Below are 19,053 nucleotides of genomic sequence, written 5' to 3'. Positions count from 1 at the left end.
CTACACCTCTTTCTTTTATAAAACACCTAGTTTTTCATCTCGAATATCGGTAATAAACATATGCCCCGGAGCATGTGTAATCATAATAGAAGGTTTTGTTTCCATTGCTACAGCTTGAGGGGTTACACCACAAGCCCAAAATACAGGAACTTCGCCTTCCTTAATGGAAACGGCATCACCAAAATCCGGAGATTGAACGTCTTTAATCCCTATCGCAGCGGGATCTCCAATGTGAACAGGTCCCCCATGTACAGCTGGAAAACGTGAAGTTACTTGGACTGCCCGCACTACGTCTCGCTGAGGAATTGGACGCATACTAACTACCGTCGAGCCGCGGAATATCCCTGCTTCAGTGCACGAAATATTTGTTTTATACATAGGCACATTACAATTTTCTTCAATGTGACGAACGGGTATGTCATTGTTTAAAAGTGCGTGTTCAAATGTAAAACTGCAGCCGATAAGAAAAGCAACCATATCTTCTGTCCAGTAGTCTGTGATATCGGTTACTTCTTTTACTAGTTCCCCATTTTCATAGATTCGATACTTTGGGATGTCTGTACGAATATCTCCCGACGGAGCTGCAAACTTTGGCACCGAAGACCCAACGTCTGTTACATCTAAAAGAGGACAAGATTTAGGATTACGCTGACAGAACAGTAGAAAGTCAAAAGCTTGCTTCTTTGGTAAAATAGCTAAATTAGCTTGAGTATAGCCGTTTGCCATGCCTGCTGTTGGCTGAATAAGCAGATTGTTACGGATTTGCTGACGGAGTTCAGCTGGAGTTAGTTGTGAAAGGTTTGTCATATTTCTATCTCCCATCATTGCCCGCACGCAACTTACGTGCGGGCACCTTGTTTTATTTAAATAATTGAGGAATTTGATCCATTAACGTATAGCCGCCCATTAAAGCCATCACAATAACCACAAGTACACCAGAAATGGTGAGCCATAAAGGGTGTTTATAATCGCCAACGATGCTTTTTTTGTAGGCAGCAATCAGTAATGTCCCAAGAGCAACGGGCAAAATTAATCCATTGAGTGCTCCAACTAAAAGAAGAACTTTTACAGGTTTTCCAATTAAGACAAACGACAGAGTTGAAATAATAATAAAACCAATAATAATCCAGTTTGAGTTCTTATTAAGTTTTTCACTAAAGGTTTGAATAAATGAAACGGATGTATAAGCAGCTCCTACCACAGACGTAATAGCAGCAGACCACATGACAATCCCAAAAATTTTATAGCCGACGTTTCCTGCTGCGAGCTGAAACACGGATGCTGGAGGGTTGGCCGGGTCGATTTGCAGCCCTTTAGACACAACGCCAAGTACAGCTAAAAACAAAGCGATTCGCATAACGGAAGTAATCAGAATTCCTGTTACAGAGCTTTTTGTTACCTGAGGTAAAGAATCGATGCCTTTTACACCAGCATCTAAAAGACGATGTCCGCCAGCAAAAGTAATGTAACCACCGACAGTTCCTCCAACAAGCGTAACGATAGCAATGATGTCGATTTTATCAGGAGCAAAAGTTTTCACCACAGCTTCTCCAACGGGAGGTGAAGTCGTAGCTGCTACATATACCATCAGTCCAATCATGACAAAACCTGCAATTTGCGTGAAGCGATCCATTGCTTTTCCAGCTTCTTTTACAACGAAGATTAATACAGCAATTACTGCACTAATTGCAGCCCCGGCTGTTGGAGAAATACCTGTAATCGCATTTAAACCAAGCCCGGCACCAGCAATATTTCCAATATTAAATGCAAGTCCGCCGATTACAATTAAAATAGCGAGCACGTACCCTAATCCTGGAAATACCATGTTGGCGATCTCTTGTCCGCGTTTTTCAGAGACAGCAATAATCCTCCATACGTTGGTTTGAGCAAAGATATCAAGGATAATTGAAATTAAAATAACAAATCCAAAACTTGCTGCTAAATTTTGTGTGAATACGGTAGTTTGAGTTAAAAAGCCTGGTCCAATAGCCGATGTGGCCATTAAAAAAGCGGCTCCAAGCATTAACGTCCAGTTTACTTTAGGCGCAGCCGAAAGCTTTTGCTGAGGTGTTGATTTTTTAATTGGCTCCAATATCATCTTCCTCCTGATTGTATGTAGTTTTTATTGTGAAATAGCTTTAACTACTACTTCTGATGCTTTTAAAGAACGGTTCACGTGACGAGCAAATTCAAGTGCGTGAGCCCCGTCTCCGTGAATACAAATTGTATCTGCTTGTAACTCTATATCCTTGCCTTGCTGAGATTTTACTTTCCCTTCTTTCACCATTGTAATAACTTGAAAAACAGCTTCGTCATCATTTTCGATTAAAGCATTTGGTTCAGTGCGAGCAGTGAGAGAACCGTCTAATTGATAGGTACGGTCTGCAAATACCTCATTGGCCGTTTTTAGCCCAATTTTGTTACCTGCTTGAATGAGCTCACTTCCAGATAGCCCAAATAAAATCAGTTCAGGATTTACGTTGTAAACAGCTTTTGCTATCGCTTCAGACAATGCTTTGTTTTTAGCAGCCATGTTATATAGTGCACCGTGGGGCTTTACATGCTGCATTGATACCCCTTCTGCTTGCAAAAAACCGTTTAATGCACCGATTTGATATACCACAATATCGTAGGCTTCTTGAGGTGAAATATTCATGTTTCTACGTCCAAAACCGATAAGGTCCTGTAGACCAGGATGAGCACCAATTTGCACCTTTTTTTCAGCAGCCAATCTTACCGTTTTTCTCATGACGCTCGGATCCCCTGCGTGAAATCCACAGGCTACGTTCACAGACGTCACATAATCTAAGATCGCTTCATCATTGCCAATGTGATAAGCACCAAAGCTTTCCCCTAAATCACAGTTTAAATCTACTTTACTCAATGCGTTCTTCCCCCTTAACCTTTTTATGTAAGCGTAATCATTTACAGATAGTAAGGAAAATTCAAGCTATATTATCTGCATCAATACTTTTTGTTCCGTTTTTCGGAATTTAAGTACCGTTTTTCAGTTATATTTGGATTGTAGCACGAGATGATGAATAGAACAATAACATTGTCAGAATATTTAACATAGTCATTATTTTCGCTTGGATAATACTCTCTTATTTTATCGATCTCTTCTATCTATAGACTTAATATAACGCAACCCCTTAATGTCATTAGACACAGTAAATAAACAGGTTGTCAGAATAATTAATAGTTCAAAATAATCAAAATGAAATTTTTATTGTAATCGTTTTCAACAAGGTGCTATATTTCAATTGTAGTCAATTTATGCAAACGATTGCAAAAAGGGGATGAAACGATGAAAGGGAAAAAATGGACAGCTTTAGCACTAACACTGCCGCTGGCTGCTAGCTTATCAACAGGCGTTCACGCAGAAACCGTACATAAAGGTAAGTCTCCAACAGCAGATAAAAACGGTGTTTTTTATGAAGTGTATGTAAACTCTTTTTACGATGCAAATAAGGATGGACATGGTGATTTAAAAGGTCTTACACAAAAGTTGGATTATTTAAATGACGGCAATTCTCATACAAAAAATGATCTTCAAGTAAACGGGATTTGGATGATGCCTGTCAACCCTTCTCCTAGCTATCATAAATATGATGTAACGGACTATTATAATATTGATCCGCAGTATGGAAATCTGCAAGATTTTCGCAAGCTGATGAAAGAAGCAGATAAACGAGACGTAAAAGTTATTATGGACCTCGTTGTGAATCATACGAGCAGTGAACACCCTTGGTTTCAAGCTGCGTTAAAAGATAAAAATAGCAAGTACAGAGATTACTATATTTGGGCTGATAAAAATACCGATTTGAATGAAAAAGGATCTTGGGGACAGCAAGTATGGCATAAAGCTCCAAACGGAGAGTATTTTTACGGAACGTTTTGGGAAGGAATGCCTGACTTAAATTACGCTAATCCTGAAGTAAGAAAAGAAATGATTAACGTAGGAAAGTTTTGGCTGAAGCAAGGAGTTGACGGGTTCCGCCTAGATGCTGCGCTTCATATTTTTAAAGGTCAAACACCTGAAGGCGCTAAGAAAAATATCGTATGGTGGAATGAGTTCAGAGATGCGATGAAAAAAGAAAACCCGAACGTATATCTAACGGGTGAAGTATGGGATCAGCCTGAAGTCGTGGCTCCTTACTATCAATCGCTTGATTCTCTGTTTAACTTTGATTTAGCAGGAAAGATTGTAAACTCTGTAAAAGCAGGAAATGATCAAGGAATTGCCACTGCAGCAGCGGCAACGGATGAGCTGTTCAAATCATACAATCCAAACAAAATTGATGGCATTTTCTTAACCAACCATGACCAAAATCGCGTCATGAGTGAGCTAAGCGGCGATGTGAATAAAGCAAAATCAGCTGCTTCTATCTTACTTACGCTTCCTGGCAACCCGTATATTTATTACGGTGAAGAAGTTGGAATGACCGGTGAAAAGCCTGATGAATTAATCCGTGAACCGTTCCGCTGGTACGAAGGAAACGGACTTGGACAAACCAGCTGGGAAACACCTGTATACAACAAAGGCGGCAATGGTGTGTCAGTAGAAGCACAAACAAAACAAAAGGGTTCTTTGTTAAATCATTACCGTGAAATGATTCGTGTGCGTCAGCAGCACGAAGAGTTAGTAAAAGGAACGCTTCAATCTGTTTCAGTAGACAAGAAAGAAGTCGTTGCCTATAGCCGTACGTATAAAGGCAAATCGATTAGCGTGTATCATAATATTTCAAATCAACCGGTAAAAGTATCTGTGACGGCGAAAGGTAAATTGATTTTTGCTAGTGAAAAAGGTGCTAAGAAAGTCAAAAATCAGCTTGTGATTCCGGCTAATACAACGGTTTTAATAAAATAATATAAAAGAAATCCGTGGATTATATCCACGGATTTCTTTTATAGCTCTTTTTCCAAGCAGTTAACTTGATTATGGTGCAGCGGCTTAGTGGCGTACTGTGTAAAACCAAGACGTTCCCAAAACAACTTGGCTCTAGAATTTTGAGACAGGACGCCAAGGCGCAGGACTGAAACTCCTTCTTCTTTTAGCTTGTCTTCAAACGCTACATAAGCCTGCGTTCCAAAACTGAAATTATGATACGCGCTATGAATCATAAAAGCCCCTATCCATGGATGGTCATCGTTTGGGTTTTGTTTCATGTAATCAATAACTCCTACGTATGTATCGTCAGCTTTAATAAAATAACTGTCTGTTTTTTCATTCATGTATTCTTTAAAAAGCTCTTGTTCGCTCCGCTCTTTCTTGCCGTTTTCCAACACATTATAAGCTTCGTTCGAATTGATAATCTCTGAAACAATATACATCGTGTCAGCTGTAATGGGTTCAAATGAAATCATATGTCTTCCCTTCTTTCTCTGTAAAGTAGCTGTATATCATTGCTTTGTCAATTTTACCATTTTTCATTCGCGGAAAGGACTTTAAAATTCTCCATACACGCGGGATTTTATAAGCAGATACTCGTTTTGTCAGCGCTTGTCTCACATCAGAAAGAGAAATGTTCTCTAAGACAATTGCTGCACCTACGACTTCTGAACGTTCAGCATCTACTACACTAAAAACGGCTGCTTCGCTAACCCCCGGTATTTGTAAAAGCAGCTCTTCAATTTCTTCAGCATAAACTGAGCTTCCGCTGCTTTTAATCACGTTTTTATCTCTCCCTACAATCGTAATGCTTCCATCTGGAAGTTGAACTGCAATATCATGCGACGTAACATATCCGTTCAAAAACGAGCGGTTTGTTTCTTTGCTGTCATTAACAAACCCTTCAAATGCTTGATTTGTTTTTACAAATAACGTTCCTTTGTCACCTTTTTCTACTTCTTTTCCACGTTCATTAAGGATTAAAACGTCTACACTGTCAACAGGATAACCTACTGTATGAGGCATCGTTTCAGCTGTATCTGGTGAAAGCACCGTAACAAATCCCATTTCGGAAGATCCGTAATATTCATAAAGAGAGGCAACAGGAAACGCTTGTGAAAATTTCTTTCGAACGGAAGGTGATAATTTATTGCCTACTGAAATCACGGTCTTTGGCAGAAGTCGTTTCTCTTTCGGTCTGCTTTGTACGTAACGAAGCAATGGAGAAATTAATGCGGGTGTAATAGACATACAGCTAGCTTCCTTCTTAAAAACAGCAGAAGGTGTAAACGCTTCTAAAATAACAGCATACATGCCGCTGCAAAGCGCATGTAAAACTGGGTAAAGCTGCGCGGAATACGAGATATGTAAAGGAACAAGCACTTTGTCGTGTGGCTTTAAAGAAAATATGTCTGACCATTCTTGAAATGATGAAGACCAAGAATGATGCGATTTTACAAACCCTTTAGGCCTTCCTGTTGACCCGGAGGTAAATCCAAATAAAAATAGGTCGGACAGTGCATTCACTTGCCGTACGGGCAGCATAGGTTTTTCTTTCATTATTTTAATTAAAGAAGATGTTTTCCATAGCCAGTTCGGAGATTGAATCGAAAAATAAGTATCGATTTCAGCGTCTGTTAATTCATTGTGTAAAAGCATTACCACTCCACCGGCTTTTAAAATCGCTAAAAATGACACAATAGCTTCTACATTGTTTGGCATGCTTAAAGCAACGAGCTCCCCTTCTTTTATCCCTTTTTCGTGCAGCTGTTTTTCGGCTTTGCATACACAATCCCACATTTGACTGTAGCTTAGCTTATTAATAGAATCCGATAGTGCCAGTCCGTCAGGCGTTTGTTGACACTGATAAAAAATTAGTTCTTCAATTCGTTTCATTACTGCTTAAACTCCCTTTTTCTTTTAGTGTACCGTAAATGTACGTTTGAGAAAAGAAAAAATGTAAACTTATATAAAAATAAAGTTGACTAATTTAAGTTTAATAAGATACGATAGTCATGTTTTATCATACATAGCGGAGGTTTACAATGAAAACAAAAGATATGACGTATGTCGCATTATTTACGGCTGTAATGGGAGCACTGGGGCTTGTTCCTCCTATTTTTCTATCATTTACTCCCGTTCCTATTACTCTTCAAACGATGGGAGTTATGCTGGCAGGAGGTATTCTTGGGGCTAGGTTAGGCGCATTAAGCCAATTTATTTTTTTATGTTTACTAGCAGCTGGCGTTCCTTTACTTGCTGGAGGGCGCGGAGGAATTGGCGTATTCTTGAGTCCGAGTGCTGGATATATCATAGGCTATGTGTTTGCAGCTTTCTTTATTGGCTGGACGCTATCTAAGTTAAAAAATGTAACGGTTGCAAAGGCGTTTGCCGTCAATGTGTTATTTGGCATTGTGTTAGTATATGCATGTGGCATTCCTGTGCAGGCAATGCAGCTTCACATTCCGTTTCTGAAGTCTCTTCAGCTAAGTTTCGTTTACCTTCCAGGTGACTGTATAAAAGCAGTGGTTGCGGCTTATTTAATTACAAAAGTTCGAAAAGTAGTAACGGTACCTGGCCGTTCTAACACAGCTTCTATGTAAGGAAGTGATGACTATGTATCAAGCAGCAGTTGTAAAAGCGAAGCGTACAGTCATTGGAAAAGAAAACGGTGTACTTAAAGATTTTCATGTTCAAGAGCTAGCGGCTCCTTTATTAAAACAGCTTAGCGCTGGAATCGAACATGAAATTGATGACATTATTTTAGGGAATGTTGTAGGTCCAGGAGGAAACGTAGCTAGGCTCTCAGCTTTAGAAGCAGACCTCCCTTTTTCTATCCCGGGAATGACTATCGATCGTCAGTGCGGAGCTGGCTTAGATGCGATTCGAATGGCCAGCTATTTGATAAAAGCGGGCGCTGGAACGTGTTATTTAGCTGGAGGTGTTGAAAGTACAAGCACCTCTCCTTTTGAAAAAAGAGCACGTTTTTCTCCTGATAAAATTGGTGATCCTGACATGGGAATCGCAGCAGAAAACGTAGCTCAGCAATATAACATATCTAAAGAGCAGCAAGACAGGTACGCTCTTTTAAGTCATGAAAGAAGCTGGGAGTCTTTTGAAAAGAGATTGTTTGAAGAAGAAACCCTTCATCTTCCGAACGTGATGCAAGATGAAGCATTTATGAAAAAACGAAACATAACAAAGCTGCTTGAAAAAGTCAGCCCCGTCTTTTTAAAAAAAGAAGGCACCGTCACCGCAGTCACCAGCTGCGGAATCAATGACGGAGCCTGCATCACACTTGTGATGGAAGAGAAAAAAGCACGAGCCTTAGGATTTCAGCCAGTTTTACGCTTTATCGACGCTGACATTTCAGGAGTGTCACCTCTTTATCCAGCTATTGCACCGGTTTCAGCTATTAAAAACATCCTGAAGCGAAATTCTCTTACGGTAGATGATATTGACTTATTTGAAATCAATGAAGCCTTTGCTGTTAAAGTTGTCGCTTGCATGCAAGAACTGGGGATATCAGAAAAGAAAGTGAATATTCGTGGAGGGGCATTGACGCTAGGACACCCGTACGGAGCATCAGGAGCTATTTTAGCTACGCGTCTTTTTTATGAAAGCAAGCGCCGGGACATGCGATATGTAATAGCTGCTTTAGGGAGCGGAGGCGGAATAGGAACAGCGGTATTATTTGAAGTGATCAAATAATACCGCTGTTTTTATGCCTTTTTTATTACATTATGTTGTATCAAATATTGCTCAATATCTTTAAATGTGTCAACAGGAACAAAGGGAACGTTTTGTTCACGCAGTAAATCTTGCAAAGAATCTTTTGCAAATGTGACATCTGCATATTTTGCCGGATGCGAATCCGGCTCGCTGTCTCCAGCAAAATAAATCGTTTCGTATGCTTCCTTTAGTTCTTGAATAACAGTAGATTTATCAATGCCGTAGCGTTCTGAATGCCACCTGTGAGTAGGGTCTAGACGCAAATGAACATTATTTTGATGAAAATATCCTTCATTCGAATAAACTTCAACTTCTTCAACACCGTATTTATCTAAAATCGGTTTAATATAGTACGTCGTTCCAGCGCTTAAAATATAAAAATCCCCGCCGTTTTTCTGAACAGCTTTAATAAAAGCGGGCACGTATTCATCAATTGGAATATTCGCTACTTCTTCTAAAATTTGCGGTTCTTCCTGGTGAATGGATTGAAAAACAGTAGATAAAAAATCAATATCTTTCATTTCTCCTGCTTTCCATCGGTGGAAAAGTTCTTCACCTTCTGGAAAATACTTTTCAATCACAATCCAGTAAAAATCTTTTCTTGAAATCGTTCCATCAAAATCTGATACAAACGCCCATTTTTTCATTCCTCACACATCCTTTGCTACATACTAAGCAGTTCTCGAAGCTCTTCTTCTGTCAAACTAGAAAGCATCGTTTCTCCGGGCTGAATAACCTGTTCGATAAGTTCTTTTTTCTTTTGCTGCAAGTCGTAAATTTTTTCTTCGATAGTCCCTTGAGAAATAAGCTTGATGACCTGCACAACATTTTTTTGACCAATGCGGTGTGCTCGGCCTGCCGCTTGTTCTTCAATAGCGGGGTTCCACCATAAGTCATATAAAATAACTGTATCGGCTCCTGTTAAATTTAAGCCTGTGCCTCCGGCTTTTAATGAGATTAAGAAAATGTCTTGTTCTCCATTATTAAACCGATCCGCCATTTCCACTCGTTCTTTTGATGGCGTTTGACCGTCTAAGTAAAAGTATGAGAGGTTTTCCTTTTGAAGCTCTTCTCGAATAATATGAAGCATGCTTGTAAATTGAGAAAAAATTAACAAGCGTTTTCCGTTCGCAACTGCATTTCTTGTAATCTCAAGCAGCTGCTCTAATTTGCTTGAATACCCTTCGTAATTTTCAACGAATAAAGAAGGATGACAGCAAATCTGGCGAAGCCTTGTTAATCCGGCCAAGATCTTCATTCGATTTTTATTAAAATCCTCACCGGCTAAAGATGATTTTAATTGCTCTAAATAGCCTACGTATAACTCTTTTTGTTCTTTAGTCAGCTCAGATAAATGCGTTGTTTCAATTTTATCAGGCAGTTCTTTTAACACATCTTTTTTTACTCGTCGTAGTAAAAACGGTCTTACAATTCGACTGACCTGCTGAGATGACATGTTTTTAAACTGGCGAAGCCCTGGAAATAAACCCGGAAGAATGGTCTGGAAAATTGACCAAAGCTCATCAAGTGAGTTTTCAATAGGCGTACCACTTAGCGCAAAACGTTTTTTAGCTGAAATAGTCCGCACAGCTACTGCTGTCTTCGTTGTATGGTTTTTAATACTCTGAGCCTCATCTAGAATTAAAGCATGAAAATGAAGAGGCTGATACAAATCAATATCTTGACGCAGCGTTGGATAAGATGTAATCCATACGTCAGCTGTTCGTTTTAACTTTTCCTCCCGCTCGCTTGGCGTTCCTGTAATGGTTTGAACCGTTAGATTCGGTGCAAATTTCTCCAATTCGTTGCGCCAGTTATAAATCAAGGAAGCTGGCACAACAATTAAAAAGGCACTACTATCTTCACCATGATCTTTTTCAGATAAAATATAGGCAATGCTTTGAAGCGTTTTTCCAAGCCCCATATCATCAGCTAATATGCCTCCTAAAGAGTAGTGAGACAGAGATTTAAACCACTTAAACCCATTGTACTGATAATCACGCAGGGATGCCTGTAAGGATTCTGGCACTTCCCAGTCCATTTCTTCTGGGGATTTAAGCTGTGTGAGTAATCTTTTAAATGCTGAGCCAAACTTAGCAGCTGATTTATCACCCGCACTCATAATTTCTTCCACTTGCATCCCTCTGTATAAAGGTACTTGCAATGAGTTATCCTTTAAGTCTTTTTCCGTTACGTTCAGCTCACGAAACAGGTTTTGGATATGTTCAAAGCCTTCGTTTTCAAGAGGGATAAACGCGCCGTTATCTAGACGATGATAGCTTTTCTTTTCTAAGACGGATTTTAAAACATCTTGAACGGTCTGATGATCAATGTCTCCTAAGTCAAAATTAATTTCTAATAACTGATTGCTGTTTTTGATGTCAACCGTTGTTACCGGCGCCGAAAAATCCGTATATGCATAATCTTTCATCTCATCCGTAATATACACATCCGCTATTTCATCAAGCTTTGGAACAATATGAAACAAAAATTCATATAGAGATGATTCGTCTTGATTTAAATACAGCTGGTTTTTATAAATGTTTAAAGGGGCCGTTTCAATTAAGTCCATAACGCGATCTTCTTTTTCTAAATCTCGTATTAAGATTTTATCGTATTTTTCAGACCTGGGTGAAAATGGATTAATCGAAATCTCTCCGTAGTGATACCGAAGCGTCACAAACAGCTGTTCATCCTCACGGTCAATAAATACTTTTGCTTTTAGTTCAGGTGCAATAATCTGATGGGATACTTCTTTTGCGATATCCACTTTCCCCACTTTTTTTAGTCCTGGGACGACGTGAGATAAAAAATTGCCCATCTGCTCTTCTGCAATAGGTACGACTGGCTTCAAAGGTGCCGTTTTCCGAAGCCCTTCAAGAAGCATACGCTGATCTTGAGATAGCTCATAAAACGTCCCATTTAAAAATAACCAACCGTATCGATCAAAAAACGAAGCTTGATGAAGTTCCGTAAAGTCTAGCTCAAATCCAGCTGCCGGGTGTTTGTTTAATTGAAACGAAAACGGAGCTGAGCTTTCAGCAAAGATAATATTTTCATATGAATACCCTTCATGAATAAATGTAAAGTTCCGATCTTTGAGCAATTGAAATAACTCTTTGGCTACGATGGATGGAATGATTAGTTCTCTGTTATTTGCAGACGAACGATACATGGAATAGGAATTCTTATAAAATGACTCATTCGTCATAATATCCATCAGCAACTCAATGATTTTCTTATCTTCTTCTATAAAAAAATGTTCCGCAGGGTCATATTCGAAGCGCTTAGTAAATTCATGAGTTTGGAATTCTTTAGCGTCTGTTAAAAATTCTTGAATGTTTTTTACTACATACGTCCGGTCGACGCCCACTTTCATTTCAAGGGCTACGTACATTCCTTCTGAACGTAAAAATTCTTCTGAGTAAGACTTGCAAATAAATTCTACTTTCAACGGATCTTTATCTGCATATTTCCTGTGGTCGCTTATTGTTTGTTGATAGCTCGAAAATAAATCGATAAAATGATTTACATTTTCGTATTCTTTGCTTTGGCGAAAAGGCTTCGTTTTAATTGGCTGCGGCTTTGCTCGCTCATCGCAAATGGTTAATAAAACAGCTACTTCGTGTTTGCATTCTGAAAACTCGTGATAAGCAGGACAATCGCAGAATGAATAAAAAGAATTTCCTTTTTGTTCAACCATTACCGTATACATTTCTGCACCTCGAACGGATGCTGTCCACGTAGTGGTCTGTTCATTGTATTCCAAATCAAGCACACGTCCCTGCTTGTAATACGTGTGTCCTCTATAGTACGTTCTGCTTGAGTACGAATCTTTTAATTGTTCTTTGTTTAATGTTTTATTTATCATCGCTTCACAATCTTCCAATCGCATAACAGTCAATGCTGTTTCTGTTTAATTTCTATTCAGAACAAATAATGTTCAACGTCATAAACGTTGAACATTATTTGTCAATTCCTCTATTATAACATGCAACAGACATTATAAAACACTCTTAAGCAATGCAGACTGTTTTCGCTGTTTTCTTTTGTAGAGTATCCAGCCTGCTCCAGCGGATGATAATAAAAGCAGACTAAGCCCTAAAAAAGCCAGTCCTATACGATCGTTAGCCGTAGCGTACGTAAAGAAGGAAATCAGTAAAATACGAATCCCTAAAGTGATACAGCGAAAACAGCTGTCCACTCTTCCCACGATGATATTCGGTATTTTCTGCATCATAAACGTATTTCGAGCTACTCTTGTACCTGCATTTGCAAAAGCAAGAAGAAACACAATAGAAAAATAAATCGGTAGAAACTTCATAAAGAAGATGATAGATATTCCGATCGCAAAAAGGCTCATATTAAGCATAATCGCTAGCTCTGTCCCTGTTCTTTTCATAATAGATACAATGAATACCCCTGCCGTTAAGGCCCCGAAACCATATACGGCACTCCCAATCCCATATGCTGCTGGACTTGCTTTTAATTCTTGAGTTAGATAAATAGGAAACAAATAGTTCGTCATCATCACAGCGATGAAAGGCATAAAAGAAAGCAGTGAAAAAATAGATACTGAGCGATTTTCTTTTATGAATGCTAACCCTTCTTTCATGGCAGTGTGTTTCTTGTCGCTTCGTTCGCTGCTTCGTTCATATGGGATAGTCAATAGACAAAGGAATGCAGCTATATACGTAGCTGCATCTACTGTTAAAATCCATTGAAGCGACCAACGAGTAATGACTAGGCTCGCCACAGACCCTGCAAGCATACTCGATAGCTGACCTTGTATTTCCATAATACTGTTTAATGATTGAAACGCATCCTTTGAAAAAACTTCTTGATTTAAAGCAAAAATCGTTGGATAAAAAAACGTGTAGTAAAGGTTTCCGGTTCCGTATAAAATCACATAGTGAATCGTTGAATAGTCTGTCATAAAACCAACGATGACAAATAGCGTTACCGTGGTAAAACCTATCAATTCTACTGTTAACAGCAGTCTTTTTCGTGACATTTGATCAATAAGAATGCCGATATACGGGGTAAATACAAAGCTAATCACCGTCATAATCAGCATAATCATGCCAAATAGTTTATTTCCATTTGGAGATGCAACTAACAGTAAAGGAATTGCAAGCATCGTAACACCGGAACCGATAGAGGATAAAACATTAGCAGCTACTACGGCTTGAAAGCGACGGTCTTTATAAAGCGCCTTCATCACACATTTTGCTTAGCTTCTAAAATTTGCTTGGATACTTGTGTATAAAGAATCAGTTCGTTAACTAATTCATGAATTCCGTCAGCTGCGTTTTTTCGCAAAGTCCCTTGTTCCATGATGTCTGCAGGGTCTAATACCAGCTGCTTAGATAGGACATTTGCATACAAAGCGCGAGTGACGGTTCTAAGGTTGTTTAAAGCATTAATGCCTCCTTTTCCTCCTCCTGATACTGCTAAAAGTGCCACGGGCTTATGCGCAAAATACGCACTGTTTAAAAAGTCAAACGCGTTTTTTAATGCTCCGCTCATAGCTCCGTGGTACTCGGGAGTCGCAAGTAAAATAGCATCTGCTTTTTCTATTTTTTCAATCAGCATTTGTACTTCTTCTGTTTCATACTGATGATTATCACCTGTGAATATAGGAAGCGATAATTTACTTAAATCTAGAAAAGAACTTTGATAGCTTTTGTGAAGCTCTCTCGTCACTTGTGTTGTTCGGCCTGTTTCTCTAGGACTTCCATTAATAATAAGTATGTTCATTTTTATCTACCCCTCTGTCGTTTGGCTATATTTATAGTATAGGGATGATCGAACTTTTTTTCGTCCTGCTATTGATAGAAAGGAAGCTACCAATATAGACGGAGATGAACGGAGAAAAACCTACAACTAAAGTCGTAGGTTAGGAAATTCCGTGCTGAACAGCATATAGAGCAGCTTGTGTACGGTCTTGAACACCAAGCTTCGATAAAATATTAGATACATGTGTTTTTACTGTTTTCTCTGTAATATGTAAGGAAGCACCAATTTCTTTGTTACTTTTACCTTTTGCAATTTCTTTTAATACGTCTTTTTCTCGTTTTGTTAAGTGGTCAATAAAATTGACTTTCTTTTCGCTGCTTTTGGTTAACCGTGTTAGCAAGTGTTTGGTGACTTTTGGATGAAGCTGATTTTCTCCGTTCATTAGCTTTCGAATAGCTGCTACAAGTTCATCTGGATCACTTTCTTTTAGCTGATAGCCTGAAGCTCCTGCTTCTAGTGCTGGTATCACGTGATCTTGATCTGAAAAGCTTGTCAAAATCATGATTTTTATATGGGGTGCTTGTTTTTTTAATTCTTTTGTTGCTTCGATTCCGTCGAGAACCGGCATGGATAAATCCATTAAAACAATATGGGGATCTAGGGATGTCGCTAACTTTAAAGCTTTCTCCCCGTTAGAAGCTTCTCCTACAATTTCTAAGTCGGGCTGCGTCTGTAAGAAAAAGACAAGTCCTTTTCGGACGACGTGGTGATCATCTGCGATTAGAATCTTTATTTTCATGTGCGCTCCTTTCCGTTATGAAAGAGGAATGGATACTTCCACAACCGTTCCGTTTCCTATGCTGCTTGTAACAGATAGTTTTCCATTTAATCTTTTTATTCGCTCATGCATTGTTTTTAACCCAAGCGTTGGCAATTCTGCTGAAGCACTATACATAAACCCATTGCCGCTATCTTGAATTTTCATGATCACTTGTTCTTTACTTATATTTACGTTTAAATGTACCTCTGCTGTACCTGCATGCTTCCGGCAATTATTAAAAGCTTCTTGCCCGACTCTCCACAGTGCCTCTTCAATCACAGCAGGCAAAACGGACACACCTTTAATTTGTTCTTTTACGTTAAGCCCTAGCATTTGACCATAGCTTTTTAACGCACTGACGATGCCGTTTTCTAACCCTTGAGGGCGAAGCTGCCAAATTAATGCTTTCATTTCCACTTGAGCATGTTGAGCTGTTTCTTGGATTAAGGAAAAAGTCTCTTTTAACTGCACCTCTTTTGCTAAGCTGCTTCCTGCTTTGGCTGTCACATTAATTGAAAACAACAGCTGATTAACAGAATCGTGAAGATCTTTTGCTAGTCTGTTTCTTTCTTCAATAAGTTTTACTTCCTGCTGAGATTGAGTCAGCTTAATCCGTTTGATAGCCGTTCCAATTTGAAGAGCGACGGATCCTAATAGATCAAGTTCTCGCTGTTCAAAATGAATTTTATGAGGAGCAGCTACATTTAATAATCCAAAGCGTTCATCCCCTGCTTGTAAAGGAACCGTTGCGTGATGGGTAATGTCGTGTGTATCTCCCCATTGATGAATGACAGAATCTTCAAGTCTCTTACACTCCATAATATTAGAAGCTTTTTGAAGCCGGCCATCCATATACCGATCAACACACCAGCAGCTTCCGTTACACATAGGCTGAGCGGTTTTATTTAATAAAGCTGGCGGCAAATGCTGAGCAGCAACCATCTCATGTTTTCCATTTTCATCAATAAAAAAGATCCATCCTGTTTGTAAATCTGTAATTTGCAGCAGTTTTAAAAGAGCATCGTGAAGCATTGTATGTAAATTAGTGCCTTCATTTAAAATTTCGGCAATGTCTTTTAAAATCTTGAGCTCTGAAATATGATCTTTTTCCATAGCCTCTCTCCTATATGATGTATTTTCCATTTTTTATTTTATCACAATTAAAGACTATTCTGACTCATAGGACGTTATCTTTAAGGTATTTCCACTTAGATATGTAAGAGTTTTTAACATCAATAATAAAATTTCAAAAAAGTATGTCAGGTAGTTTAACAATTAGCTAGAGTCTTTAAGTAAAACGAACTATACTACAGATAATTCACGTAAGAAAAGAAAAAATGAAAGGAAATGAGGAGAAAAAATATTAAAATTAATCTGTTGAAAACGCTTCCAAATATGAAGGCATAGTGCTATTATATAATTATTAACAGAATAGGGATGTGAGGAAGATGAATAAATTATTTTTAGAAGAGTTACGATACATTATCTTGTGTGAAGTGCCTATGACAAAGTACCGAGTAGAGCAGCTGCAAGACAAATTTGATCAAAGCCCATACTTAATTAATGAACTTTATCAACTCCTATTCGAAAAGCGTCACATTTTAGCTTTTGTTGATGATATTGAATCATCCCTTTATGACTATATTGTGAATAAAGAAATGACGGATGCTAAAACGTATTATGGAGCTATTGCACATGTAGCAAATCTTTTCGGCGAAACGCCTACATATATAAAATGCAAAATAAAAAAATATAGACAGTCTTCGATTTCAAGTATCAGTGCCTAAAAGTTGTGCACAGCTGATTCAAATAAAAAGCAAAAAAGAAATCCTAGCACAAGGGTTTCTTTTTTGTACCAATAACATATAGGGAGGAAAATAAGATGAAGACATTTTTTATCACGAATCGCTATTCGTTTCTTGAAACGCAAGTAAATGAATACATGCAATCTTTACTGGTGAAAACGCCCGAACAAGTGATTTTATATTTCGAAAGGCAAATTCGAAAATATAAAGTATATTTACAGAAAAAACATCATTACCCAGAGTGTATGATTCAATCTATCCACCGTTTGATTGAAGAATATTCATTAATTATCATTAGAGTGAAAAAATATATTAGCTATCAAAACAAGCTGATGAATAAACAGCTATTAGAGCCGCAGTAAAACGAATCATTTTTTATGGTTCGTTTTACTGCGGCTCTGCCGTTTTACTCCTCTTTACTCCTCATATTTTAGCAGTAAATGCAGAACAGCGGGACGTTCTTCAAGATTTTTGTATGAGTGTACATGACTTCCTTCAAATTTTATAGAGTCAAATTGTTTTAGCTCGTATAGCTCTTCTTCTATTTTCATTTCAATTCTTCCTTCCATTACCGTTGCTACTTCAATTAATCCTTTATGATGAGGTTCGGGACAGTATGTAGCGAGAGGAGAAAGAAAGGCTCGGTACATTTCAATAGTTGAATCTATTTGATTTTGAAAAATAAATTCTACTTTCCACGCTTCGTCCGGTCCTTTGAGAGAAAAACCTTCTCCGCACTTAGATACAGCCACTGAAGGTTCTACTGACACTAATTTAGTTAAAGGGATATTTAAACCTGTTGTTATTTTCCACATTACTCCTAGGGTTGGATTAGTCTCCCCTCTTTCAATTTTCCCTAACGTGAGTTTGCTGACTCCTGTCCTATCTGCTAATTCATCGAGTGTGAATTCTCGCTGTGTTCTTATTTTTCTAAGCTCGTTGCCTACCTTTTTCATCATTTCTTCTGAATGCATTTTTTTCTTCCTTTCTTTTGTATATTATGATACACTTTTTTCGTATCTAAGTATACTATAATGTACATTTAGGTATTTTTATTAATTAGGAGGAAAAAGTATGAAAGCAATTTTATGGGGGCTTCTCTCGTCTATGTTCTTTTCTGCTACATTTATTGTGAATCGTGCCATGAATGTATCTGGAACAAGCTGGACTTGGACAGCTTCTCTTCGTTTTTTATTAGCACTACCTATTTTACTCATTTTAGTACTTGTACAAAAGAAGTTTACACCATTATGGATGGAAATGAAAAAGCATCCTTTCGCTTGGTTAGGCTGGGGAACTCTTGCAGGAATTGGATTTTATTCATTATTAAGTTTTTCTTCACTTTTTGGACCGTCATGGCTTATAGCTGGAACGTGGCAAGTAACGATCTTGGCAGGTGCGCTCATTTCTCCACTTTTCTATGTAACGATTCAAACTGCAGACGGAAACAAAAAAGTAAGAGGAAACATTCCACTCAAAACGCTTGGTATTTCAACGTTTATTTTAGCGGGTGTGATTCTCATGCAAGTTAAAGAAGCTGAAAACATCACGCTTTCACAGTTTGTGTTGGGTTTTCTCCCTGTCGTCATGGCTGCTTTTTTATATCCGCTTGGAAATCGAAAAATGATGGAAGTTTGCAAAGGAAAATTAGATACATTTCAACGTGTTTTAGGTATGGCTATCGGCAGTATACCGCTAAGTATCATCTATGCGATATATGGATTTTATACAACTGGTATGCCAACAGCTCCTCAATTTTCGCAAGCTTTTATATTAGCGATGAGTTCAGGTGTAATTGCGACGATGACGTTCTTTCACGCGACAGACTTGGCAAAAGAAAATTTAGCTTTGCTGGGAGCTGTCGAAGCAACTCAATCGGGCAGCATGATTTTTACAGTGTTTGGAGAAGTGTTTTTATTAAATGGGCGTATGCCAACAGGGATAGCTTTAGCTGGCATGATGGTAATCGTAATCGGAATGATTATGAACAGTATGCTAAACAAAAAAACAAAACTGTCTTCGGCCGGTCCTTCACGTACTCTATCAAAATAAGAAAAGAGGAGATG

General features: G+C 38.4%; 18 protein-coding genes. 6 read left to right on the top strand and 12 right to left on the bottom strand.

The annotated features are described in order from the left end of the window. Window positions 1-15 precede the first annotated feature (15 nt). From M3225_RS11630 to pxpA, 3 genes are read right to left on the bottom strand one after another with little or no spacing between them, the layout of a single operon-like run. The gene (locus tag M3225_RS11630; RefSeq protein WP_251393563.1) at window positions 16-807 is read right to left on the bottom strand and encodes a putative hydro-lyase; all 792 of its coding nucleotides are present in this window, start codon (window positions 805-807) and stop codon (window positions 16-18) included. A gap of 52 nt (window positions 808-859) precedes the next feature. After that, window positions 860-2,098 (bottom strand): NRAMP family divalent metal transporter, encoded by a 1,239-nt coding sequence (locus tag M3225_RS11625; protein ID WP_251393562.1) that lies wholly within the window; start codon window positions 2,096-2,098, stop codon window positions 860-862. Between the two features lie 24 nt (window positions 2,099-2,122). Beyond that, window positions 2,123-2,884 carry a 5-oxoprolinase subunit PxpA gene (gene pxpA, locus M3225_RS11620; protein ID WP_251393561.1) on the bottom strand — a complete coding sequence of 254 codons (762 nt, stop codon included), beginning with the start codon at window positions 2,882-2,884 and terminating at the stop codon, window positions 2,123-2,125. 423 nt (window positions 2,885-3,307) lie between these two features. Here pxpA and M3225_RS11615 point away from each other — a divergent pair, with 423 nt between their 5' ends. Then, entirely contained in the window at window positions 3,308-4,870 is a 1,563-nt protein-coding gene (locus M3225_RS11615) for an alpha-amylase family glycosyl hydrolase (protein WP_251393560.1), read from the top strand. A gap of 38 nt (window positions 4,871-4,908) precedes the next feature. Here M3225_RS11615 and M3225_RS11610 read toward each other — a convergent pair whose 3' ends face one another. Beyond that, the gene (locus M3225_RS11610; protein ID WP_251393559.1) at window positions 4,909-5,367 is read right to left on the bottom strand and encodes a GNAT family N-acetyltransferase; all 459 of its coding nucleotides are present in this window, start codon (window positions 5,365-5,367) and stop codon (window positions 4,909-4,911) included. Next, window positions 5,354-6,787: a class I adenylate-forming enzyme family protein gene (locus tag M3225_RS11605; protein WP_251393558.1), complete on the bottom strand. Its 1,434-nt coding sequence runs from the start codon at window positions 6,785-6,787 to the stop codon at window positions 5,354-5,356. The genes M3225_RS11610 and M3225_RS11605 overlap by 14 nt, the downstream gene beginning before the upstream one ends. A gap of 149 nt (window positions 6,788-6,936) precedes the next feature. On the opposite strand from M3225_RS11605, the gene M3225_RS11600 reads away from it, so the two are divergent. Both M3225_RS11600 and M3225_RS11595 read left to right on the top strand, forming a co-directional pair. Beyond that, a complete protein-coding gene (locus tag M3225_RS11600; RefSeq protein ID WP_251393557.1) occupies window positions 6,937-7,494 on the top strand; it encodes a biotin transporter BioY in 558 nt (185 codons plus the stop codon). Window positions 7,495-7,507: 13 nt separating this feature from the next. Continuing rightward, window positions 7,508-8,602: an acetyl-CoA C-acyltransferase gene (locus M3225_RS11595; protein ID WP_251393556.1), complete on the top strand. Its 1,095-nt coding sequence runs from the start codon at window positions 7,508-7,510 to the stop codon at window positions 8,600-8,602. Window positions 8,603-8,613: 11 nt separating this feature from the next. Here the strand turns inward: M3225_RS11595 and M3225_RS11590 are convergent, their stop codons facing one another. The 6 genes from M3225_RS11590 to M3225_RS11565 all read right to left on the bottom strand — a co-directional run bounded on the left by M3225_RS11590 (window position 8,614) and on the right by M3225_RS11565 (window position 16,295). Beyond that, entirely contained in the window at window positions 8,614-9,270 is a 657-nt protein-coding gene (locus M3225_RS11590) for an MtnX-like HAD-IB family phosphatase (protein WP_251393555.1), read from the bottom strand. Window positions 9,271-9,287: 17 nt separating this feature from the next. Further along, a complete protein-coding gene (locus tag M3225_RS11585) occupies window positions 9,288-12,494 on the bottom strand; it encodes a DEAD/DEAH box helicase (protein WP_251393536.1) in 3,207 nt (1,068 codons plus the stop codon). A gap of 132 nt (window positions 12,495-12,626) precedes the next feature. Then, a complete protein-coding gene (locus tag M3225_RS11580; protein ID WP_251393526.1) occupies window positions 12,627-13,844 on the bottom strand; it encodes an MFS transporter in 1,218 nt (405 codons plus the stop codon). Beyond that, window positions 13,844-14,383: an NADPH-dependent FMN reductase gene (locus M3225_RS11575; RefSeq protein WP_251393524.1), complete on the bottom strand. Its 540-nt coding sequence runs from the start codon at window positions 14,381-14,383 to the stop codon at window positions 13,844-13,846. The genes M3225_RS11580 and M3225_RS11575 overlap by 1 nt, the downstream gene beginning before the upstream one ends. Window positions 14,384-14,522: 139 nt before the next feature. After that, window positions 14,523-15,161, bottom strand: coding sequence for a response regulator (locus M3225_RS11570; RefSeq protein ID WP_251393522.1), 639 nt, complete (start codon window positions 15,159-15,161; stop codon window positions 14,523-14,525). Between the two features lie 15 nt (window positions 15,162-15,176). Next, entirely contained in the window at window positions 15,177-16,295 is a 1,119-nt protein-coding gene (locus M3225_RS11565; protein ID WP_285885480.1) for a GAF domain-containing sensor histidine kinase, read from the bottom strand. Window positions 16,296-16,630: 335 nt separating this feature from the next. On the opposite strand from M3225_RS11565, the gene M3225_RS11560 reads away from it, so the two are divergent. Then, the gene (locus M3225_RS11560) at window positions 16,631-16,969 is read left to right on the top strand and encodes a hypothetical protein (protein WP_251393513.1); all 339 of its coding nucleotides are present in this window, start codon (window positions 16,631-16,633) and stop codon (window positions 16,967-16,969) included. Window positions 16,970-17,064: 95 nt separating this feature from the next. Next, window positions 17,065-17,349: a hypothetical protein gene (locus M3225_RS11555; RefSeq protein WP_182006799.1), complete on the top strand. Its 285-nt coding sequence runs from the start codon at window positions 17,065-17,067 to the stop codon at window positions 17,347-17,349. A 54-nt stretch (window positions 17,350-17,403) separates the two neighbouring features. Here the strand turns inward: M3225_RS11555 and M3225_RS11550 are convergent, their stop codons facing one another. After that, window positions 17,404-17,961, bottom strand: coding sequence for a helix-turn-helix domain-containing protein (locus M3225_RS11550; protein WP_013057203.1), 558 nt, complete (start codon window positions 17,959-17,961; stop codon window positions 17,404-17,406). Window positions 17,962-18,061: 100 nt separating this feature from the next. Between M3225_RS11550 and M3225_RS11545 the strand changes: the two genes are divergently transcribed. After that, window positions 18,062-19,039 (top strand): DMT family transporter, encoded by a 978-nt coding sequence (locus M3225_RS11545; RefSeq protein WP_251393506.1) that lies wholly within the window; start codon window positions 18,062-18,064, stop codon window positions 19,037-19,039. The last annotated feature ends 14 nt before the right edge of the window (window positions 19,040-19,053 follow it).

It is taken from the genome of Priestia aryabhattai (assembly GCF_023715685.1).
In the GTDB taxonomy this organism is placed as follows: domain Bacteria; phylum Bacillota; class Bacilli; order Bacillales; family Bacillaceae_H; genus Priestia; species Priestia aryabhattai_B.
The sequence above is the reverse complement of the archived record's forward strand: the minus strand, read 5'-3'. Positions and strand labels throughout refer to the sequence as shown.